Below are 21,593 nucleotides of genomic sequence, written 5' to 3'. Positions count from 1 at the left end.
ATAAGTAAAGACTTATAGTTGACACATTCGCCAGTGGCCAGAGTGTGCAAGAAATGCGTAAGTCCTTGATGCGTATGACATTGCGTCAGTTGCAAATCTTCAACGAGGTCTGCGACCTGAGGTCCTACAGCCGCGCAGCCGACGAAATGTCACTCACGCAACCAGCCGTCAGCCTGCAGATTCGTCAACTTGAAGAGCTGGTGGGCCAGCCGCTGTTCGATTATGTCGGCAAGAAACTCTACATGACCGAAGCGGCGGAAGCCTTGCAACGTGCAAGCCGGGACATCTTCGGCCGCCTGGAAAACCTCGACATGCAACTGTCGGACATGCAGGGCTCGCTGCAAGGCCAACTGAAACTGGCGGTGGAATCCAGCGCCAAGTATTTCGTACCGCACCTGTTTGCCGCCTTCAAGCGCCAGCACCCGGAAGTAAACCTGCAACTGACGGTGGTCAATCGCGCCCAGGTGATCCGGCGGCTGTCGGACAACCGCGACGACCTGGTGATCATGTCCATGGTACCGCAGGACATGGGGTTGGAGTTCCTGCCGTTCCTGAACAACCCGATCGTTGCGGTCGCACCGCCGGACCACCCACTGTGCCACCTGGGGCCATTGCGCCTGCAGGATCTTGAGCCTTACACCCTGCTGATGCGCGAGGTCGGGTCGGGAACGCGAATGGCCTGCGAGGAATACTTCAAGGAAAAGCGCGTGCACTTCAACCAGACCCAGGAGGTTTCTTCAGCCGAAGCCCAGCGTGAATGCGTGCTGGCGGGTCTGGGCGTGGCACTGTTGACGCGCCACGCCCTGAACCTTGAGTTGGCCACCGGCGGCCTGATCGAGTTGCCGATCGAGGAACTGCCGCTCTACCGCAGCTGGTGCCTGGTACAGGCCAAGGCCAAACGCCTGTCACCGGTGGCTCACGCTTTCCTTGCGTTCATTCGTAGCGAAAGGATTCAGATCAGCGCGCTGGTTGAGCGCTTCGACGGGAAGTTGTCGGCGCCGCCTGCCAGTAATTGAGTTCCAGTTCAGCAAAATCGGCAATCTCGGCGAGAAGCTGGCGCTGTTCGCAGCGATCTTCGATAGCACGGCGGAACGCCATGCGGCGCTGGTCTTCCTGCTGACGACGGGTTTTGACGGCGCTGTTGCGTTCTTCGTAGGGCTGGGCCATTTCGAGTCTCCCAAGTCGAGTACGGGAGTTTCAAGATAGGCGCGAGGGATGACGGTTTGGCGGCGGGCGGGTTACAGGAACATGAAATTCAAAAGATCGCAGCCTGCGGCAGCTCCTACAGAGATTTGTGACCACCTGTAGGAGCTGCCGCAGGCTGCGATCATTTGATCTTAGTCGTCCAGCGCCTTCACCGACTTGGGTGAAAGGCGCAAGCTGCGCAGGCTGCGCTTGACGCTCTTGAGGTGGTTGACCAGGCTCGGCCCGCGGGCCATGGCCACGCCCATGGCCAACACATCGATCACCACCAGGTGGGCGATACGCGAGGTCAGCGGCGTGTAGATTTCGGTGTCTTCGTGAACATCGATGGCCAGGTTGACGGTCGACAACTCGGCCAAAGGCGTCTGGCTCGGGCACAAGGTGATCAACGAGGCGCCGCTCTCCCGCACCAGGTTCGCGGTGATCAGCAAATCCTTGGAGCGCCCGGACTGGGAAATGCAGATTGCCACGTCACTTGGCTTGAGGGTAACCGCCGACATCGCCTGCATGTGCGGATCGGAATACGCCGCCGCTGTCAGCAGCAAACGGAAAAACTTGTGCTGCGCATCCGCCGCCACCGCCCCGGAGGCGCCGAAACCATAGAACTCGACGCGCTGGGCCTGGGACATGAGCGTCACCGCCCGCTGCAATTCCAGCGGATCGAGCTTTTCCCGGACTTCCATCAGCGTGTGCAGGGTGGTGTCGAAAATCTTCAGGCTGTAGTCGGCGACCGAGTCGTCCTCATGGATCGCGAACTGCCCGAAACTCGCCCCTGCCGCCAGGCTCTGGGCCAGCTTGAGTTTCAAGTCCTGGAAACCCGAGCAACCGATGGCGCGGCAAAAGCGCACGATGGTCGGCTCACTGATACCCACGCTGTGGGCCAGGTCGGCCATGGAACTGTGCATCACGGCCGCAGGATCGAGCAAAACGTGATCGGCGACCTTGAGTTCCGACTTGCGTAACAGGTGGCGAGACTGGGCGATGTGTTGCAGCAGATTCAAAGGGCTGGACTCTTTTTTATTTGGCAGGCGCCGGGGATGTAGCACGCTTGTAGTTATACTACATGAATCGTCTTTTTGCCTGCTGAATAAGTAACTGAATTGTCTTTGTCACACCCTGTTTTAGCGGTATGAGCCTTATGTAGCAGTAAATCCGGCCTTTGCCGCCAAGGATTTTTTGCGAAAAAAAAGCCCGCAGTGTGAGCGGGCGAAAGACCAAAGAAGCTATATGCGCAGTCGCTTCTAAGTGGAGGAAGCCGCTTGGGGGATCAGCTTCCTCGGTACGTTGAATAACTGTAGGGCGAAATGAGCAGCGGCACATGGTAGTGATCCTGCACGGCAGAGATGCCAAAACGCAGCACCACCACATCCAGGAAAGCAGGCTCCGGCAACTGGACGCCACGGGCGCGGTAGTAGTCGCCTGCATGGAACTGCACCTGATAGACCCCGGTGCGGTAGTCATCGCCCTGCAGCAGCGGTGCATCGACACGGCCATCGCTGTTGGTTATTGCGCTGGCGACCAATTCCAGCTGCGAGCCTTCAACGCGGTATAGCTCGACCTTGATCGAGCTGCCCGGGCACCCGTGTGCAGCGTCCAAAACGTGTGTAGTCAAACGTCCCATTGATTCTGCGCGCCTGCCTGCATGTAAGCAGCCAGACCTCGCGCCTCCCGAAGTCAGTTGAAAGGAGACCGCACCGATTCGGAGCACGAAAAGCTGCGGCGAGCGATTGATTAAGACATTTTTCAAAAAAATTGTACACAATAAAAACGACATTTCGTCCGACACCGTCACCACACGGGCTTTTACCGTCGATTTTCCACCAATCCTTGCGCCTGCGCCGCTTTCGAACCATTAGCTGACCACTCAGGCAAATTTCTTGCACTGGTCGGGTGACAGTCCAGAATCCGCACCACTGATGACCGTTGATGAAAAATGCAAAAAATCAGGCTTACAAAATGAATATAAAGTTGTATACAATCACCCCATCGCTGTGACGCCACCCTGCCATTTCACCCTCAGGCGCGCCACACCACCTGTCAACACGAACAAGAAGGAAGACTGCAGTGAGCGCTGACTACCCTCGCGACCTGATCGGTTACGGCAGTAACCCTCCGCACCCACACTGGCCGGGCAACGCCCGCATCGCCCTGTCGTTCGTACTCAACTACGAAGAAGGTGGCGAGCGCAACATCCTGCACGGCGACAAAGAATCTGAAGCCTTCCTCTCGGAAATGGTCTCGGCGCAGCCGCTGCAAGGCGCGCGCAACATGAGCATGGAATCGCTCTACGAGTATGGCAGCCGCACTGGCGTCTGGCGGGTCCTGAAACTGTTCAAGGAATTCGACATTCCGCTGACCGTGTTCGCCGTGGCCATGGCCGCCCAGCGTCACCCGGACGTGATCCACGCCATGGTCGAGGCCGGCCACGAGATCTGCAGCCACGGCTACCGCTGGATCGACTACCAGTACATGGACGAAGCCCAGGAACGCGAGCACATGCTCGAAGCGATACGCATCCTCACCGAAATCACCGGCGAGCGCCCACTGGGCTGGTACACCGGCCGCACCGGCCCGAATACCCGCAAGCTGGTGATGGAAGAAGGCGGTTTCCTCTACGACAGCGACACCTACGACGACGACCTGCCCTACTGGGAACCGAACAACCCGACCGGCAAGCCGCACCTGGTGATCCCGTACACCCTGGACACCAACGACATGCGCTTCACCCAGGTCCAGGGTTTCAACAAGGGCGACGATTTCTTCGAATACCTCAAGGATGCGTTCGACGTGCTCTACGCCGAAGGCGCGGAAGCCCCGAAAATGCTGTCGATCGGCCTGCACTGCCGCCTGATCGGCCGTCCGGCGCGTCTGGCTTCACTCAAGCGCTTTATCGAATACGCTAAAAGTCATGAACAGGTGTGGTTCAGCCGTCGCGTCGACATCGCACGCCACTGGCACGAAACCCACCCGTACCAAGGGGCCGCGAAATGAGCGCCTTTCAAACATTGAAACCCTCGACCCTGAGCCGCGACGCCTTCGTCAAAGCCTTCGCCGACATCTACGAACATTCGCCATGGGTGGCCGAAAAGGCCTTCGACCTGGGCCAGGACGCTTCCATCGACGAGATCGAAACCCTGCACCAGCGCATGAGCGACATCCTGTTGAGCGCCGATCACGCCAGCCAGCTGGCCCTGATCAACGCTCACCCGGACCTGGCCGGCAAAGCCGCCGTCCAGGGGCAACTCACCGAAGCCAGCACTAATGAACAGGCTGGCGCCGGTATTCACCAATGCACGGCCGAAGAGTTCCAGCGCTTCACCGAGCTGAACGACGCCTACAAGGCCAAGTTCAAGTTTCCCTTCATCATGGCGGTAAAAGGCAGCAACCGGCATCAGATCCTCGCGGCGTTCGAAACGCGCATCCACAACCCGGAAGATACCGAGTTCAAGTGCGCGCTGGCGCAGATCAACAAGATCGCCCTGTTCCGATTACTGACCCTATAGCGACCTTGGCCCGAGCGTATCTGAACGCACAAATCGCCCAGGGCCCTGAGAGCATCCCAAGCCACTTATTTAAAGGCAGACAAGAAGAATGAAAGCTTACGCCGTACCTTTCGAGAAGTTCGTCAACCTGGCCGACGCCCGTCTGGGCACCAAGATCATCTCGGTCACCGATGACTGGTTCGCAGACGCCAACCGTCTGTTCCAACCGACCCCGGCCGTGTGGAAGGAGGGCGTGTTCGATGACAACGGCAAGTGGATGGACGGCTGGGAGTCGCGCCGCAAGCGCTTCGAAGGCTACGACAGCGCGGTGATCCGCCTGGGCGTGCCTGGCTCGATCAAGGGCGTGGACATCGACACTTCATTCTTCACCGGCAACTTCCCGCCGTCGGCCTCCCTGGAAGCCTGCTTCCTGGCCTCGGGCGAGCCGGACGCAAACACCCAGTGGACTGAAGTGCTGTCCGCCGTCGAACTGCAAGGCAACAGCCACCACTACCACGAAATCAGCAACGACCAGGCGTTCAGCCACCTGCGCTTCAACATCTACCCGGACGGTGGTGTTGCCCGTCTGCGCGTGTACGGCATTCCGTTCCGCGACTGGTCGGCTGTTGGCGACAACGAGCAAGTCGACCTGGCTGCAGCCCTCAACGGTGGCCGCGCCCTCGCCTGCTCCGACGAACACTTCGGCCGCATGAGCAACATTCTCAACCCGGGCCGTGGCATCAACATGGGCGACGGCTGGGAAACCGCACGTCGTCGTACCCCGGGCAATGACTGGGTGATCGTCGCCCTGGGCCACCCGGGCGAGATCGAGAAAATCGTCGTCGATACCCTGCACTTCAAGGGCAACTACCCGGACAGCTGCTCGATCCAGGGCGCATTCGTCAAAGGCGGTACCGACAGCCAGATCGAAACCCAATCGCTGTTCTGGCGCGAACTGCTGCCAAGCCAGAAGCTGGAAATGCACGCCGAACACACCTTCGCCGAGCAGATCAAGGCCCTGGGCCCGATCACCCACATCCGCCTGAACGTGTTCCCGGATGGTGGTGTGAGCCGCCTGCGCGTTTTGGGCAAAGTCGCGAAGTAAGCGACGCGCCCTTCGCGAGCAAGCCCGCTCCCACAGGGGAATGCATTCCAGATGTGGGAGCGGGCTTGCTCGCGAAGGCGTCAGAACCAACAACACAGAACTCAACGAAAAGAAGAACAGCATGCGCACACTGACGATTGAACCGCTGACCAAAGAAGCCTTCGCCCCTTTCGGTGACGTGATCGAAACCGACGGCAGCGATCACTTCATGATCAACAACGGTTCGACCATGCGCTTCCATAAACTGGCGACGGTGGAAACCGCCACGCCAGAAGACAACGCGATCATCAGCATCTTCCGCGCCGACGCGCAGGACATGCCTTTGACCGTGAGCATGCTGGAGCGTCATCCGCTGGGCAGCCAGGCCTTCATTCCGCTGCTCGGCAACCCCTTTCTGATCGTGGTCGCGCCACTTGGCGATGAACCTGTATCAGGCTTGGTCCGCGCCTTCGTCACCAACGGCAGGCAGGGCATCAATTACCATCGCGGCGTTTGGCACCACCCGGTGCTGACGATCGAAAAGCGGGATGACTTCCTGGTGGTTGATCGCAGTGGCACAGGCAATAACTGCGATGAGCATTTTTTCAAAGAGGATGAGCGTTTGATCCTCGCCCCCCACCAATAAGAGAAGGTCTGATCACTCGACAACAAGAGTGACAGGCGAGAGGTAAAGACTGTGGAAGCACATCTGTTGGAATGGCTGAACCTGAGCGTGCGCTGGGTTCACATGATTACTGGCGTGGCCTGGATCGGCGCATCGTTCTACTTCGTCTGGCTGGAAAACAACCTCAATCGGGTCAACCCGAAAAGTGGTCTGGCCGGTGATTTGTGGGCGATCCACGGCGGCGGTATCTACCACCTGGAAAAATACAAGCTGGCTCCACCGACCATGCCGGACAACCTGCACTGGTTCAAATGGGAAGCCTACTTCACCTGGATGTCGGGGATCGCGCTGCTGTGCGTGGTGTTCTACTCCAACCCGACGCTCTACCTGCTGGCTCCGGGCAGCACCCTGAGCGGTCCTGAAGGCGTGGCCATCGGTATCGGCTCGCTGTTCATCGGCTGGTTCATCTACTCCTTCCTCTGCGACTCGGCCCTGGGCAAACGCCCTGCCCTGCTGGGTTTCATCCTGTTCGTGCTGATCATCGGCGCGGCCTATGGCTTCAGCAAGGTGTTCAGCGGTCGTGGTGCGTACCTGCACGTCGGCGCGATCATCGGCACCATCATGGTCGGCAACGTGTTCCGCATCATCATGCCGGCGCAACGTGCACTGGTGGCGGCCATCGCCGAGAACCGCACGCCGGATCCGGCACTGCCGGCCAAAGGCCTGTTGCGTTCGCGTCACAACAACTACTTCACCTTGCCGGTGCTGTTCATCATGATCAGCAACCACTTCCCGAGCACCTACGGCAGCCAGTACAACTGGTTGATCCTGGCCGGGATCGCGGTACTGGCGGTGTTGGTGCGTCACTACTTCAACACCCGTCACGACAGCCACAAATATGCCTGGACCCTGCCAGTGGCAGCGGTGGGCATGATCTGCCTGGCCTATGTGTCCGGTCCGAAGCCGATGTCCAGCGCCCCTGAAGTGGCCAAGGCACCTGCCGCAATCGAGTACCAGCCGCTGCCGGAAACTGCAGTGGGCGGTGGCTTGAAACCAGCTGAAGCCAAACCTGCCGAGGCACCTGCAGCCGCACCGGCGCAAGCGTCCAACGCAGGCCCGGGCTTCGACAAGGTGCACAGCGTGATTCAGGAACGTTGCGCGGTTTGCCACTCGGCCAAACCGACCAGCCCGCTGTTCAGTGCGGCCCCGGCCGGCGTGATGCTCGACACCCCCGAGCAGATCCGCCAGAACGCGGCGCGTATCCAGGCTCAAGCCGTCGCCAGCCAGATCATGCCACTGGGCAACATCACCCAGATGACCCAGCAGGAACGTGACCTGATCGGCGCCTGGATTGTGCAGGGTGCCCCGACCAATTAATCGTTGAAAAGCTTCGCTGGCAAGCCAGCTCCTACAGGAGCTGGCTTGCCAGCGATTGGCCGCAACGCGGTCCACCTGATGCACAAAATCACAAGAATAAAAATGATCCGAGGTGTTGCATGTCCGAGCTCTCCCCAGCACGCATCCCCGACGCACCCGCCATTCAGCGTTTGCCCCTCTTGCAACTGATCCTGGTCGGTTTGCAACATGTTCTGCTGATGTACGGTGGCGCCATCGCGGTGCCGCTGATCATCGGACAGGCCGCTGGCCTGAGTCGTGAAGAAATCGCCTTCCTGATCAACGCCGACCTGCTGGTCGCCGGCATCGCCACCATCGTCCAGTCACTCGGTATCGGCCCCATGGGCATTCGCATGCCGGTGATGATGGGCGCCAGTTTCGCCGCCGTCGGCAGCATGGTCGCCATGGCCGGCATGCCCGGTATCGGCCTGCAGGGGATCTTCGGCGCGACCATCGCCGCCGGGTTCTTCGGTATGCTCATTGCGCCGTTCATGTCCAAGGTCGTGCGCTTCTTCCCTCCTCTGGTGACCGGCACGGTCATCACCTCGATCGGTTTGTCGCTGTTCCCCGTGGCCGTTAACTGGGCCGGCGGCGGCGCCGATGCCGCTCAATTCGGTTCACCGATCTACCTGACCATCGCCGCGCTGGTGCTGGGCACCATCCTGCTGGTGCACCGCTTCATGCGCGGTTTCTGGGTGAATATTTCCGTACTGATCGGCATGTGCCTGGGCTACGTGCTCTGTGGCGTGCTGGGCATGGTCGACCTCAGCGGCATGGCCCAGGCACCATGGCTGCAATTCGTCACCCCGCTGCACTTCGGCATGCCGAAATTCGAGCTCGCGCCGATCCTGTCGATGTGCCTGGTGGTGGTGATCATTTTCGTCGAATCCACCGGGATGTTCCTCGCCCTGGGCAAGATCACCGGCCAGGAAGTCTGCCCACGCATGTTGCGCCGCGGCCTGCTGTGCGACGCCGGCGCCTCGTTCTTCGCCGGCTTCTTCAACACCTTCACCCACTCCTCCTTTGCGCAAAACATCGGCCTGGTGCAGATGACCGGCGTGCGTTGCCGCTCGGTGACCATCGTCGCCGGCGGCTTGCTGATCGTCCTGAGCCTGCTGCCCAAGGCCGCGTTCCTGGTGGCCTCGATTCCTCCGGCAGTACTGGGCGGCGCGGCGATCGCGATGTTCGGCATGGTTGCCGCCACCGGGATCAAGATCCTGCAGGAAGCCGACATCGGTGACCGACGCAACCAGTTGCTGGTGGCGGTGAGCATCGGCATGGGCCTGATCCCGGTGGTGCGTCCGGAATTCTTCGCCCACCTGCCCCTGTGGATGAGCCCGATCACCCACAGCGGCATCGCCATGGCCACGCTCAGTGCCCTGACGCTGAACCTGCTGTTCAACATCCTTGGCGGCGCCGAACGCGCGGCCATCAACGACTGCCACGCCCACTAAGTCAGAAGCACACACCCCCTGTAGGAGCCGGCTTGCCGGCGAAAGCGGAGTGTCAGGCGAGATTGATGTTGGATCTTATGACCTCTTCGCTGGCAAGCCAGCTCCTACAGGTAGGGTGTTTCTGCGCCTTGAAAATAAGAACAAGAGGGAGCAACAGATGATTCGTACCCAGACAAACCTGTTGTTGGCGGGCGGTCTCCTGGCCGCCACTCAAGCCATGGCCGGCGATTTGCTGCTGTGGCAAACCAACAGCCTGAGCTATCTGTACGGCAAGGATTTCGCGGTCAACCCGTCGATCCAGCAGACGGTGACGTTCGAGCACGCCGACCGCTGGAAGTACGGCGACAACTTCATGTTCATTGACAGCACCTACTACAACGGCGAGCAAGACCGCAACAAAGGCGTTCACGCCTATTACGGCGAGTTCAGCCCGCGCCTCTCCCTGGGCAAGATCCTCGACCGCCGTTTCGAATTCGGCCCGATCAAGGACGTGCTGCTGGCCATGACCTACGAGAACGGCGAAGACGACACCGAGGCCTACCTGATCGGCCCCGGTTTCGACCTCGCGATACCGGGTTTCAACTATTTCACCCTGAACTTCTATAACCGCCAGACCGAAGGCTCGCGCCCCGGCGACGATGTCTGGCAGATCTCACCAGCTTGGTCCTACACCGTTCCATTGGGCAATTCGAGCCTGTTGATCGACGGTTACCTGGACTGGGTGGTGGACAACGACCAGAACGCCCACGGCACCTATCACGCCAACGTGCACTTCAACCCGCAGATCAAGTACGACCTGGGCAAAACCCTTGGCTGGCGGGAAAAACAGGTGTACGTCGGCGTCGAATACAGCTATTGGAAAGACAAGTACGGCATCGAAAACAACGGCAACCTCGACACCAATGAAAACACCACCAGCCTGCTGGTGAAGGTGCATTTCTAAGATGACCCGCAACCGTGCCCCACACCTGTCGTCGGTGCGCCGTTGCGGGGCACTTGAGACCTGGCCGAGGAGTCAGTATTCTCCGCGGCCGCCTGAATCCGCTTTAAAAAAAAGCCCGGATTTAATTCCTGACCAGAAAGCCAACTTATCCCGGCCCTGGACGGTACCAAGGCATCCCCAAACCACTCTCAATCGACTGTTTTTGAGCAGCCGAGCGGGAGTTTTTTGGTTTTCTGAAAGCCTTGGCGCAGCTCTTGCTAACAGCACTAAAGCTGACCGAGTGGATGATTTTTTGCAGCTACAGAAAAAGGCGCCACACCAGAGCGTCGACCTTAAAAAAATAACGCGGAACCACTACTTTTTGGGAGCAACCGAATGAAACGTACGTGCACTAGCCTGATGCTGGCGGGATCATTGCTGGCGGGGGGTCAGGCCATGGCCGGCGACTTGCTGCAGTGGCAGAACAACAGCCTGACCTATCTGTATGGCAAGGACTTCCAAGTCAACCCGCGCATCCAGCAGACCGTGACCTTCGAGCACGCCGACGGCTGGAAATACGGCGACAACTTCTTCTTCATCGACAAGATTTTCTACAACGGCAAGGAAGACTCTTTCGCGGGTGAGAACACCCACTACGGCGAATTCAGCCCGCGCCTGTCGTTCAACAAGATCTTCGACCAGAAGCTGGAATTCGGCCCGATCAAGGACGTGCTGCTGGCCATGACCTATGAGTTCGGCGAAGACGACACCGAGTCGTACCTGATCGGCCCGGGTTTCGACCTGGCCATCCCCGGCTTCGACTACTTCCAGCTGAACTTCTACAACCGTCACACCGAAGGCGACCGCCCGGGTGACGATGTCTGGCAGATCACTCCGGCATGGTCCTACACCATCCCGGTGGGCGACTCGGACGTGCTGATCGACGGCTTCATGGACTGGGTCGTCGACAACGACGTGAACGACAAAGGCGAATACCACGCCAACCTGCACTTCAACCCACAGGTCAAATACGACCTGGGCAAGGCGCTGAACCTGGGCGCCAAGCAGTTGTACGTCGGTGTCGAGTATGACTACTGGAAAAACAAGTACGGTATCGAAGACAGCCAGGGTTTCAAGACGGATCAGAGCGTGACCAGCTTCCTGGTCAAGGTGCACTTCTGATTTAAAATCAAAAGATCGCAGGCTCCGCCAGCTCCTACAGGGAAACGCATTCCAATGTAGGAGCTGCCGCAGGCTGCGATCTTTTGCGTTATCACGCCAACCCCATAAACCGGCAAAGTTCATCGCGCTTGGCCAACGCATCCCGCCGCCCCAGATCAATCAATTCGCTGCAATACCCCGCCTCGAACAGCAGATAACTCAACACCCCTGCCCCACTGGTTTTGGTCGCCCCCGGCCCGCGCAGGAACAGGCGCAGCGCCGCCGGCAATTCCTGGCGATGGCGCGCGGCAATTTCATCGATCGGTTGACTCGGTGAAATCACCAACACCTCTACCGGTGCCACGCCAAGCGCACGGGTGGGAGTGCCGTCGGGCAGGAGGTGGCTGAACTGATTCAAACGCCGCAGCAACTCGATGTCGCTTTCCAGGCTGTCGATGAAGGTACTGTTGAGCATGTGCCCGCCGATCTGCGCCAGGGTCGGTTGTTGCCCGGACCAGGCGCGCTGCAGCGGTTGCTCGGGATCGATGCCCCGCGGGTTGCCACTGACCCCCACCACCAGCACTCGACTGGCGCCCAGGTGCAACGCCGGGCTGATGGGAGCCGATTGGCGTACCGCGCCGTCGCCGAAATACTCCTCGCCGATTTTCACCGGAGCGAACAGCAGCGGAATGGCCGAACTGGCGAGCAAATGGTCGACGGACAATTGGGTGGGAATGCCGATGCGGCGATGGCGCAACCAGGCGTCGATGGTGCCGCCGCCCTGGTAGAACGTGACGGCCTGGCCGGACTCATAGCCGAAGGCCGTGACGGCAACCGCGTGCAACTGTTTTTGGGCAATGGCTTCGGCGATACCGTTCATCGGTAATTTGTCGTCGAGCAACCCGCGCAACGGCGAGCTGTCGAGCAACGCCACCGGCACCTGCGCGCCAAGGCCCAACAAACTGTGACTGACGAACCGAGTGGCCTGGCTGATCACGCCCGGCCAGTCGCTGCGCAACACCTGGTGACTGCGAAACCCCTGCCAGAATGCCGTCAGGCGCTCGATGGCCGCGCGAAAATCCATCGCCCCGCTGGCCAGGCTGACCGCATTGATAGCCCCGGCGGAGGTGCCGACAATCACCGGAAAAGGATTGTCCGCGCCCAAGGGCAGCAACTCGGCAATCGCCGCCAGCACACCCACCTGATACGCCGCCCGAGCCCCGCCGCCGGAAAGAATCAAGCCTGTGACCGGTTCAGCAGGACTCATCGCAACGCTCCATGGTGCAGGTCGGGAGCGGCCGTTCAGCCGCGTTTTGCGTACAACTTCGGTTCACCGGGCGGCCGGCTCTTGAAACGGCGATGGGCCCAGAGGTATTGCTCCGGGCAGTCACGCAAGACGCCTTCGATCCACTGGTTGATGCGCAGGCAGTCCGCTTCCTCGGTTTCACCTGGGAAGCCTTCGAGCGGCGGGTGAATCACCAGGCGATAACCACTGCCGTCCGCCAGGCGTTCCTGGGTGAACGGCACCACCAGCGCCTTGCCGAGTCGCGCGAACTTGCTGGTGGCGGTGACGGTGGCGGCCTGGATGCCGAACAACGGCACGAAAATGCTTTGCTTGGCGCCATAATCCTGGTCCGGTGCGTACCAGATCGCCCGGCCGGCACGCAGCAACTTGAGCATGCCGCGCACGTCCTCGCGCTCCACCGCCAGGGAATCGAGATTGTGCCGCTCGCGACCGCGACGCTGCACATAGTCGAACAGCGGGTTCTTGTGTTCGCGGTACATGCCGTCGATGGTGTGCTGCTGGCCGAGCAGCGCGGCACCGATTTCCAGCGTGGTGAAGTGCACGGCCATCAGGATCACGCCCTTGCCGTCACGCTGGGCATTCTTCAGGTGCTCCAGGCCTTCGATATGGGCCAGTTTCGCCAGCCGCTCACGCGACCACCACCAGCTCATCGCCATTTCAAAGAAGGCGATACCGGTGGAAGCGAAGTTTTCCTTGAGCAGACGCTTGCGCTCGGCCGCGGATTTTTCCGGGAAGCACAGCTCGAGATTGCGCTTGGCAATGCGCCGCCGGTCGGCCGCTGCCCGATACATCAGGGCGCCCAGGACCCGGCCGATCCACAGCAATGCAGGGTACGGCAGCTGGACAATCAGCCATAACAGCCCCAGGCCGCACCAGAGCGGCCAGAAACGCGGCATCAGAAAGGTTGTTCGAAAACGCGGGCGATCCATTAAAGGTTCCGAAAAGACGATGGCCGCGCATTCTACATCGTTCGACCCGGCTTGCGGCTCGCCGGCGTTCTCGTTATAAGTCTGGGCACTTTTAGTGACAAGTCGTTGTATGCCGAACATGAGCCAAACCGAACCGCTAGACCAAGATCCCGTGTTCCAGCTGAAGGGCAGCATGCTCGCCATTACCGTGCTGGAACTGGCCCGCAATGACCTTGAGGGCCTCGATCGGCAACTGGCCGCCAAGGTTGCCCAGGCGCCGAACTTCTTCAGCAACGCGCCGTTGGTACTGGCCCTGGACAAGCTCCCGGCCAACGGCGGCGCCGTCGATCTGCCCGGCCTGATGCGCGTTTGCCGCCAGCATGGCCTGCGTACCCTGGCGATCCGCGCCAGCCGCATCGAAGACATCGCGGCCGCCATCGCGGTCGACCTGCCGGTGCTGCCGCCATCCGGAGCCCGTGAACGGGCGCTGGACCTGAACGAAGGCGTCGTGGCGAAAAAGCCGGAAAAACCCGCGGAACCGAGCATCAAGCCGACGAAAATCATCACTTCGCCAGTACGTGGTGGCCAGCAGATCTATGCCCAGGGCAGCGACCTGGTGGTGATCTCCTCGGTCAGCCCGGGGGCGGAACTTCTCGCCGATGGGAACATCCATGTATACGGCCCGATGCGCGGTCGTGTGCTGGCCGGCGTCAAAGGCGACACCAAGGCACGGATTTTCTGCCAGCAAATGAGCGCTGAACTGATCTCCATCGCCGGTCATTACAAGGTTTCCGAAGATCTGCGCCGCGACCCGTTGTGGGGTTCGGGCGTGCAGGTCAGCCTGTCAGGCGACGTGTTGAACATCATTCGGCTTTAACGGATACTGCCGCATTTTCCAAGCATCTCTAAAACGTAGCGAAAACGGCTCAAACGAAGTAGGAAAACGGCTACAAACAGTGTTTACCGGGGGTAAACGCCATTTGCGGCCCATTCCAGCCAAGGCTGTCCAACTGCTGTAGTTTTTCAAGAGATGTTTTTCAGGGGCTAAAAGTCCTTTTTCCTTAGGGGTGAAACACCTTGGCCAAGATTCTCGTGGTTACATCCGGCAAGGGTGGTGTGGGTAAGACCACCACCAGCGCCGCTATCGGTACCGGCCTCGCTCTGCGCGGTCACAAAACAGTCATCGTCGACTTCGACGTCGGTTTGCGTAACCTCGACCTGATCATGGGTTGCGAGCGCCGCGTGGTGTATGACTTCGTCAACGTGGTCAACGGCGAAGCCAACCTGCAACAGGCCCTGATCAAAGACAAACGCCTGGAAAACCTCTACGTGCTGGCAGCCAGCCAGACCCGCGACAAAGACGCGCTGACCGTCGAAGGCGTGGAAAAAGTCCTGATGCAACTCAAGGAAGACTTCGAGTTCGTGGTCTGCGACTCCCCGGCGGGCATCGAAAAAGGCGCCCACCTGGCCATGTACTTCGCTGACGAAGCGATCGTCGTGACCAACCCGGAAGTATCTTCGGTGCGTGACTCCGACCGCATGCTCGGCCTGCTGGCCAGCAAGTCGCGTCGTGCCGAACGCGGCGAAGACCCGATCAAGGAACACCTGCTGATTACCCGTTACCATCCAGAGCGCGTGAGCAAGGGTGAAATGCTCGGCGTCGAAGACGTCAAGGAAATCCTCTCGGTGGCCCTGCTCGGCGTGATCCCTGAATCCCAGGCGGTGCTCAAGGCATCCAACCAGGGCGTTCCAGTGATTCTCGACGACCAGAGCGATGCCGGCCAGGCCTACAGCGACACCGTGGACCGCCTGCTGGGCAAAACCGTGGAACATCGTTTCCTCGATGTACAGAAGAAGGGATTCTTCGAGCGCCTGTTTGGAGGCAATTAAACAATGAACCTTTTTGACTTCTTTCGTGCCAACAAAAAGCAAAGCACCGCGTCGGTAGCGAAAGAGCGTCTACAGATCATCGTGGCGCACGAACGCGGCCAACGCAGCACCCCGGACTACCTGCCGGCCTTGCAGAAGGAACTGGTGGAGGTGATTCGCAAGTACGTCAATATCGGGTCCGATGATGTGCATGTCGCACTGGAAAGCCAGGGCAGCTGCTCGATTCTGGAACTCAATATCACCCTGCCAGATCGCTGAGTCGATCCGGCTGGAGCCACGGCGGTTCAGGCCCATCAGGTATCCTGTTGGGCCTGAACCGCCGTTGGCGTTTGTTACGAGGCTGTTTGATGCCGCTGTCCAATATCCACATCATCCATGAGGACGCCGCTGTCCTGGTGGTCAACAAACCCACCCTGTTGCTCTCGGTGCCCGGTCGGGCCGACGACAACAAGGACTGCCTGATTACCCGCCTGCAGGAAAACGGCTACCCGGAAGCGCGAATCGTCCATCGCCTGGATTGGGAAACGTCCGGCATTATCCTGCTGGCCCGCGATCCCGACACGCACCGTGAACTGTCTCGACAATTTCACGACCGCGAAACGGAAAAGGCCTACACCGCCTTGTGCTGGGGTCAGCCGGAGCTCGACAGTGGCAGCATCGACCTGCCGCTGCGCTACGACCCACCGACCAAGCCACGCCACGTGGTGGACCATGAATTCGGCAAACACGCCCTGACCTTCTGGCGTGTGCTGGAACGCTGTGGCGATTGGTGCCGCGTCGAACTCACACCGATCACCGGACGCTCGCACCAATTGCGCGTGCACATGCTGTCGATCGGTCACCCGCTGCTGGGCGACGGACTCTACGCCCATGAGCAAGCCCTGGCCGCCTGGCCACGACTGTGCCTGCATGCCAGTATGCTCAGCTTCACTCACCCACAAAGCGGTGAGCGACTGCGCTTCGAGTGCCCTGCGCCTTTTTGACAACCCCAAGCCTCGCCTGAAAACGCCCTTCGATTGAAGGGCGTTTTCATTTGTTGTCACATACCCCGTTATAAAAAGGGGTGAAGCAATGCCGCGAGCCAATACGGTAAACTTGCGTCTCTGTTGCCTGGAGCTACTTATGCGCGAAGCGCTGACCCCCCTGGAAAAAACACCGCACCAGTTGCTCTACCTCATCTATGGCAACCAGGATGTCTACCGGCGCGAAGCCAAGTTCAGCATGCTCACCGCCCTGGCACAGCTCAAACGGGGTGAGTCGCTGTGCATCAGGGTCATGACCGATCGTCCCGAGGATTATGCCGGCTGGCCGGTCGACACCATCGCCCTGGACGAGCAGACCCTGGCCCAATGGCAGGGCGAAAACGGCTATCACCACCGGCGCAAGGGCTGTGCTATCGCCCAAGGGCTGAAGCTTGCACAGAAGACCCTGTTCGTCGACACCGACACGCTGTTCCTCGAATCGCCCCATCGCGTCTTCGAACGGATCGGGCCCGGGCGCTATGTCATGGACCGTTTCGAATACGACTGGAGCTACGTCTGCGAACGCCCCGACTACGTCAAACTCGGGCGTTGCCTGCAAGCTCATGGCATCTCCTCCGACAATAGTTTCAAGCTTTACAACAGCGGGCTGTGCGGTGTCACCGACGGCGATACGCCCCTGCTGGAAAAATCGATCCGCCTGATCGATGAATGGACCCAGGGCTCGTTCGACATCCATACCATCGAGCAGATCGCCCTGTCGTTCGCGATGCGCAACCAGCCCGTTCAGGAGGCGAAGAAATTCGTTTATCACTACTTCGCTGAAAAACGCTTCTTCCACGCCATGCAGAAGCATTTTTTCAGCCGTCATGGCGAGCAGTTCCGCCTAGAGCTCCCGGCCTTATGCACTGAGGTCCCGCGCTGCAAACCCGTGCCCTCACCCTGGAACCGCCTGCGCATCAAGTGGCAACTGCGCAACAAGCACAAGAGCGTGAAAAAGGTCGGTCGCGACCTGCTGTATGGCAGCGCGGCACCTGATCATCCGTATTACGAAGTGTGCCGCCATGAGTGGTGGGAGTCCGCCTCTCGGGAAATCCTGCGCTGGGAAGAAGACCAACAGAAAAGGTTCTTCGGCACGGAAAAGGGTCGCTGGCCGAAACACCTGCCCCGGCCGACCAAGTCTTCGGACGAACAAACCATCATTGCCTACCTGCGCGAGCGGATGAATCATTGACGGCTTGGCGGGCTCGGTGCTGAAAGCTCTTGTCCAATGCATCGGGCCAATACGTTAAACTGGCGCCATTGCTGTCTGGAGCTACTTATGCGCGAAGAGTTGAACCAAGGCCTGATCGATTTCCTCAAGGCCTCCCCTACCCCGTTCCACGCCACCGCCAGCCTTGTTCAGCGCCTGGAAGCGGCGGGTTTCCAACGCCTGGACGAACGCGAGCCATGGAACACCGAGGCCAATGGTCGCTACTACGTCACCCGCAACGACTCGTCGATCGTCGCGATCAAGATGGGCCGGCACTCGCCGCTGCACGGTGGCATTCGCCTGGTCGGCGCCCACACCGACAGCCCGTGCCTGCGGGTCAAGCCCCAGCCGGAACTGCAACGCCAGGGTTTCTGGCAATTGGGCGTCGAAGTCTATGGCGGCGCCCTGCTGGCCCCCTGGTTCGACCGCGACCTGTCCCTGGCCGGCCGCGTCACCTTCCGTCGTGACGGCAAGGTCGAGAGCCAGTTGATCGACTTCAAGGCGCCGATCGCGATCATCCCCAACCTGGCCATTCACCTCAATCGTGAAGCCAACATGGGCTGGGCGATCAATGCCCAGACCGAGCTGCCACCGGTACTGGCGCAATTCGCCGGTGACGAGCGCGTGGATTTCCGCGCCGTGCTCACCGACCAACTGGCCCGCGAACACGGCCTGAACGCCGACGTCGTGCTGGATTACGAACTGAGCTTCTACGACACCCAAAGCGCGGCGGTCATCGGCCTGCATGGTGATTTCATTGCCGGTGCGCGCCTGGACAACCTGCTGTCCTGTTATGCCGGCCTGCAAGCACTGCTGACCACCGATACCGACGAAACCTGCGTGCTGGTCTGCAATGACCATGAAGAAGTCGGCTCGTGCTCGGCCTGTGGCGCCGACGGCCCGATGCTGGAGCAGACGTTGCGGCGCCTGCTGCCCGAAGGCGACGAATTCGTGCGCACCATCCAGAAATCCCTGCTGGTCTCGGCCGACAACGCCCACGGCGTGCACCCCAACTACGCCGACAAGCACGATGCCAATCACGGCCCGAAACTCAACGCCGGCCCCGTGATCAAGGTCAACAGCAACCAGCGCTACGCCACCAACAGCGAAACCGCCGGGTTCTTCCGTCACCTGTGCATGGCCGAAGAAGTGCCGGTACAGAGCTTCGTGGTGCGCAGCGACATGGGTTGCGGCTCGACCATCGGCCCGATCACCGCCAGCCACCTGGGCGTGCGTACCGTGGACATCGGCCTGCCGACCTTCGCCATGCATTCGATCCGCGAACTGTGCGGCAGCCATGACCTGGCGCATCTGGTCAAGGTGCTGAGCGCGTTCTACGCCTGCCGCGAATTGCCGTAGGTTCCTGTAGGAGCTGCCGCAGGCTGCGATCTTTTGACTTTGAAAATCAAAAGATCGTCCGAACGCGGCCCGAGCCTGCGGCAGCTCCTACACGGGTCGCAGGAAATCCACCTAGACTTTAATTATCCCTTTTGACAAGGCAGTCGCCATGATCACGATGTCCTCGTTCCACGGCATGCTCATCCCCATTCTCATCGGGATGATCATGCTGGCAGTCGGTTTCAACTTTCGCGACAAGAACGCAGGCGTGCTCGCCATGTGGCTCGGCATGCTGCTGATCCTCGCCACGGTGATCTTCAAGATCCTCGCCAAACTCAACGAATAAATCCCCACCCCGGCTCGCATTGGTCCAGACGGGCTCGTACACTCGGTCGATCTGCCCATTTCGAGGTTGACCGCCTAGTGTTCGCTCGTCTATTCGCCCTGCCGTGCCTTTTCCTTATCTGCCTGATGACGCTGATGCCGTCAGCGCCTGCCCAGGCCGCCGGGCTGCCGAGCCTGCTTGGCAGCCCGGCAAAAACCCAACCCGAGGCGCAGGAACCCCTCGGGCAATCCCTGGATGAAGTCATCAAGTCGCTGGAGAACGATCAGCAGCGCAGCAAGCTGCTGGCGGATCTGAAGAAGCTGCGCGACGCCACAAAAAAAGCCCAGCCGGTCGCCGAGGAAGGCGTACTGGGCCTGATTGGTGGAACCCTGGCCAGCTTCGAAAAGCAGTTTTCCGGCGTCGACAGCCCGCTCAATCGCTGGTCCAGCGAGTTCGACCTGGCCAAGGATGAATTGACCGCGCTGATACTGCCGGCCAACGAGTGGCTGCCGATCATCTTCGCCTTTGCCATGATCCTGATGGTCTGGAGCCTGCTGGCGGCGGCGCTGATCTGGGTCAGTCATCGAGTGCGCATGCGCTTTGGCCTGACCGAAGAACTGCCGCAACACCCCAGGGCCCTGGACATGCTGCGTTTCGCCCTGCGCAAGCTGGGGCCGTGGCTAATCGCGCTGGTCATCACCGTCTACATGAGCTACGCCCTACCCTCGTCACTCGGTAAAAGCCTGGCCATGGTGCTGGCGTATGCGCTAGTGGTCGGCACCTGTTTCTCGGCGATCTGCGTGATTGCCTTTTCCCTGCTCGACGGCCCGCACCGTCACCGCGCCCTGTACATCCTGCGGCACCAGGCCTTCCGGCCGCTGTGGCTGATCGGCAGTTTCGCCGCTTTCGGTGAAGCCCTGAACGACCCGCGCCTGGTGGAAAGCCTTGGCGTGCACCTGGCACATACCGCGGCGACGGTGGCCAATGTATTGGCCGCATTGTCCACGGGGTTGTTCATCCTGCGGTTCCGCCGCCCGATTGCCCACTTGATCCGCAACCAGCCGCTGTCCCGGCGCCTGACCCGCCGTGCCCTCAGCGACACCATCGATATTCTCGGCACCTTCTGGTATGTCCCGGCGCTGGTGCTGGTGGGGATTTCCCTGTTCGCCACCTTCGTCTCGGCCGGCGACACCAGCACCGCCCTGCGCCAGTCGCTGATCTGCACCGTGTTGCTGGTGTTGTGCATGGTCATCAATGGCCTGGTACGCCGTCACGCCCTCAAGCCGCAACGCGGGGCCAAGCGTCACGCCCTGTATTCGGAACGCCTGAAAAACTTCTTCTATACCCTGGCCCATCTGCTGGTCTGGCTGGCATTCATCGAGCTGGGCCTGCGGGTCTGGGGCATGTCGCTGATCAGCTTCACCGAAGGCGAAGGCCATGAGGTCAGCGTCAAACTGTTCAGCCTGGTCGGCACGCTGATCTTTGCCTGGCTGATCTGGATCCTCAGCGACACCGCCGTGCATCACGCCCTCACGCGCTCGCGCAAAGGCCTGGCCAACGCCCGCGCACAGACCATGATGCCGCTGATCCGCAACGTGCTGTTCGTGGCGATCTTCATCGTCGCGCTGATCGTCGCCCTGGCGAACATGGGCATGAACGTCACGCCACTGCTGGCCGGTGCCGGTGTGATCGGCCTGGCCATCGGCTTTGGCGCGCAATCGCTGGTGGCCGACCTGATCACCGGGCTGTTCATCATCATCGAAGATTCCCTGGCCATCGACGATTACGTGGACGTCGGCGGCCACCTGGGTACCGTCGAGGGCCTGACCATTCGTACCGTGCGCCTGCGGGACATCGACGGCATCGTCCACACCATTCCGTTCAGCGAAATCAAGAGCATCAAGAACTACTCCCGGGAATTCGGCTACGCGATCTTCCGGGTCGCGGTGCCTGCCAACATGGACATCGACAACGCGATCAAGCTGATGCGCGACGTCGGCCAGAAAATGCGCACCGACCCGCTGCAGCGGCGCAATATCTGGTCGCCCCTGGAATTTCAGGGTGTGGAAAGTTTCGAGTCCGGCAATGCGATCCTGCGGGCCCGGTTCAAGACCGCCCCGATCAAGCAGTGGGAAGTTTCACGGGCATTCAACCTGTCGCTCAAACGACATCTGGATGAAGCCGGGCTGGACCTGGCCACACCGCGCATGAGCATCCATGTGGTGACGGCGGGCGGCGGTGAAGAAAAGGGTTAAACAGTTAAACGCA

At 60.2% G+C, this 21,593-nt stretch carries 23 protein-coding genes; 18 read left to right on the top strand and 5 right to left on the bottom strand.

The features are described 5' to 3' along the window. Nucleotides 1–53 precede the first annotated feature (53 nt). Nucleotides 54–1,016 carry a LysR family transcriptional regulator gene (locus SOP85_RS14010; RefSeq protein WP_274074610.1) on the top strand — a complete coding sequence of 321 codons (963 nt, stop codon included), beginning with the start codon at nt 54–56 and terminating at the stop codon, nt 1,014–1,016. Here SOP85_RS14010 and SOP85_RS14005 read toward each other — a convergent pair. The 3 genes from SOP85_RS14005 to uraH form a co-directional block, all read right to left on the bottom strand. Further along, a complete protein-coding gene (locus tag SOP85_RS14005; protein ID WP_274074609.1) occupies nt 958–1,167 on the bottom strand; it encodes a PA3496 family putative envelope integrity protein in 210 nt (69 codons plus the stop codon). The two genes, SOP85_RS14010 and SOP85_RS14005, sit on opposite strands and share 59 nt — an antisense overlap. Before the next feature lie 170 nt (nt 1,168–1,337). After that, nucleotides 1,338–2,204, bottom strand: coding sequence for a transcriptional regulator HexR (gene hexR, locus SOP85_RS14000; protein WP_008056956.1), 867 nt, complete (start codon nt 2,202–2,204; stop codon nt 1,338–1,340). A gap of 266 nt (nt 2,205–2,470) precedes the next feature. Then, nucleotides 2,471–2,824: a hydroxyisourate hydrolase gene (gene uraH / locus SOP85_RS13995; RefSeq protein ID WP_323627260.1), complete on the bottom strand. Its 354-nt coding sequence runs from the start codon at nt 2,822–2,824 to the stop codon at nt 2,471–2,473. A 443-nt stretch (nt 2,825–3,267) separates the two neighbouring features. Here uraH and puuE point away from each other — a divergent pair, with 443 nt between their 5' ends. The 9 genes from puuE (at nt 3,268) to SOP85_RS13950 (ending at nt 11,347) form a co-directional block, all read left to right on the top strand. Next, nucleotides 3,268–4,194 carry an allantoinase PuuE gene (gene puuE, locus SOP85_RS13990; protein ID WP_323627259.1) on the top strand — a complete coding sequence of 309 codons (927 nt, stop codon included), beginning with the start codon at nt 3,268–3,270 and terminating at the stop codon, nt 4,192–4,194. After that, entirely contained in the window at nt 4,191–4,706 is a 516-nt protein-coding gene (gene uraD, locus SOP85_RS13985; RefSeq protein ID WP_274075360.1) for a 2-oxo-4-hydroxy-4-carboxy-5-ureidoimidazoline decarboxylase, read from the top strand. The genes puuE and uraD overlap by 4 nt, the downstream gene beginning before the upstream one ends. Before the next feature lie 88 nt (nt 4,707–4,794). Further along, a complete protein-coding gene (gene alc, locus SOP85_RS13980; protein WP_274075361.1) occupies nt 4,795–5,790 on the top strand; it encodes an allantoicase in 996 nt (331 codons plus the stop codon). Nucleotides 5,791–5,911: 121 nt separating this feature from the next. Beyond that, nucleotides 5,912–6,415, top strand: coding sequence for an ureidoglycolate lyase (locus tag SOP85_RS13975; protein WP_007960046.1), 504 nt, complete (start codon nt 5,912–5,914; stop codon nt 6,413–6,415). Between the two features lie 51 nt (nt 6,416–6,466). After that, complete coding sequence (locus tag SOP85_RS13970; protein WP_274075362.1) at nt 6,467–7,771, top strand: urate hydroxylase PuuD; 1,305 nt, start codon at nt 6,467–6,469, stop codon at nt 7,769–7,771. A 119-nt stretch (nt 7,772–7,890) separates the two neighbouring features. Continuing rightward, nucleotides 7,891–9,243, top strand: coding sequence for a nucleobase:cation symporter-2 family protein (locus SOP85_RS13965; RefSeq protein ID WP_323609180.1), 1,353 nt, complete (start codon nt 7,891–7,893; stop codon nt 9,241–9,243). A gap of 157 nt (nt 9,244–9,400) precedes the next feature. Continuing rightward, nucleotides 9,401–10,186, top strand: coding sequence for an outer membrane protein OmpK (locus SOP85_RS13960; RefSeq protein WP_274075364.1), 786 nt, complete (start codon nt 9,401–9,403; stop codon nt 10,184–10,186). Between the two features lies 1 nt (nt 10,187). After that, entirely contained in the window at nt 10,188–10,565 is a 378-nt protein-coding gene (locus SOP85_RS13955) for a hypothetical protein (protein ID WP_274075365.1), read from the top strand. Then, nucleotides 10,562–11,347, top strand: a complete 786-nt coding sequence (locus SOP85_RS13950; RefSeq protein WP_046817966.1) for an outer membrane protein OmpK — start codon at nt 10,562–10,564, stop codon at nt 11,345–11,347. Before SOP85_RS13955 ends, SOP85_RS13950 begins: the two co-directional genes overlap by 4 nt. Before the next feature lie 91 nt (nt 11,348–11,438). On the opposite strand, the gene SOP85_RS13945 is transcribed toward SOP85_RS13950, so the two are convergent. Together SOP85_RS13945 and SOP85_RS13940 are read right to left on the bottom strand one after the other, a co-directional pair. After that, entirely contained in the window at nt 11,439–12,593 is a 1,155-nt protein-coding gene (locus tag SOP85_RS13945; RefSeq protein WP_274075367.1) for a patatin-like phospholipase family protein, read from the bottom strand. A gap of 35 nt (nt 12,594–12,628) precedes the next feature. Beyond that, a complete protein-coding gene (locus SOP85_RS13940; protein ID WP_274075368.1) occupies nt 12,629–13,561 on the bottom strand; it encodes a lipid A biosynthesis lauroyl acyltransferase in 933 nt (310 codons plus the stop codon). Nucleotides 13,562–13,679: 118 nt separating this feature from the next. Here SOP85_RS13940 and minC point away from each other — a divergent pair, with 118 nt between their 5' ends. The 8 genes from minC (at nt 13,680) to SOP85_RS13900 (ending at nt 21,580) form a co-directional block, all read left to right on the top strand. Next, nucleotides 13,680–14,417 (top strand): septum site-determining protein MinC, encoded by a 738-nt coding sequence (gene minC / locus SOP85_RS13935; RefSeq protein ID WP_274075369.1) that lies wholly within the window; start codon nt 13,680–13,682, stop codon nt 14,415–14,417. Between the two features lie 200 nt (nt 14,418–14,617). After that, complete coding sequence (gene minD / locus SOP85_RS13930) at nt 14,618–15,430, top strand: septum site-determining protein MinD (protein ID WP_008056976.1); 813 nt, start codon at nt 14,618–14,620, stop codon at nt 15,428–15,430. 3 nt (nt 15,431–15,433) lie between these two features. Further along, nucleotides 15,434–15,688: a cell division topological specificity factor MinE gene (gene minE / locus SOP85_RS13925; protein WP_007974947.1), complete on the top strand. Its 255-nt coding sequence runs from the start codon at nt 15,434–15,436 to the stop codon at nt 15,686–15,688. An 89-nt stretch (nt 15,689–15,777) separates the two neighbouring features. Beyond that, nucleotides 15,778–16,413 (top strand): RluA family pseudouridine synthase, encoded by a 636-nt coding sequence (locus tag SOP85_RS13920; protein WP_020800410.1) that lies wholly within the window; start codon nt 15,778–15,780, stop codon nt 16,411–16,413. A gap of 139 nt (nt 16,414–16,552) precedes the next feature. Further along, nucleotides 16,553–17,644, top strand: a complete 1,092-nt coding sequence (locus SOP85_RS13915; protein WP_323627258.1) for a hypothetical protein — start codon at nt 16,553–16,555, stop codon at nt 17,642–17,644. An 87-nt stretch (nt 17,645–17,731) separates the two neighbouring features. Then, complete coding sequence (locus SOP85_RS13910; protein WP_046817960.1) at nt 17,732–19,021, top strand: M18 family aminopeptidase; 1,290 nt, start codon at nt 17,732–17,734, stop codon at nt 19,019–19,021. Nucleotides 19,022–19,169: 148 nt separating this feature from the next. Then, entirely contained in the window at nt 19,170–19,346 is a 177-nt protein-coding gene (locus SOP85_RS13905; protein ID WP_274075372.1) for a hypothetical protein, read from the top strand. A 77-nt stretch (nt 19,347–19,423) separates the two neighbouring features. Beyond that, a complete protein-coding gene (locus SOP85_RS13900) occupies nt 19,424–21,580 on the top strand; it encodes a mechanosensitive ion channel family protein (protein WP_323627257.1) in 2,157 nt (718 codons plus the stop codon). Nucleotides 21,581–21,593 lie beyond the last annotated feature (13 nt).

It is taken from the genome of Pseudomonas sp. YuFO20, assembly GCF_035064975.1.
GTDB lineage: Bacteria > Pseudomonadota > Gammaproteobacteria > Pseudomonadales > Pseudomonadaceae > Aquipseudomonas > Aquipseudomonas putida_AE.
Note: the sequence above shows the minus strand (reverse complement) of the source record. Positions and strands in the feature narration are given on the sequence as shown.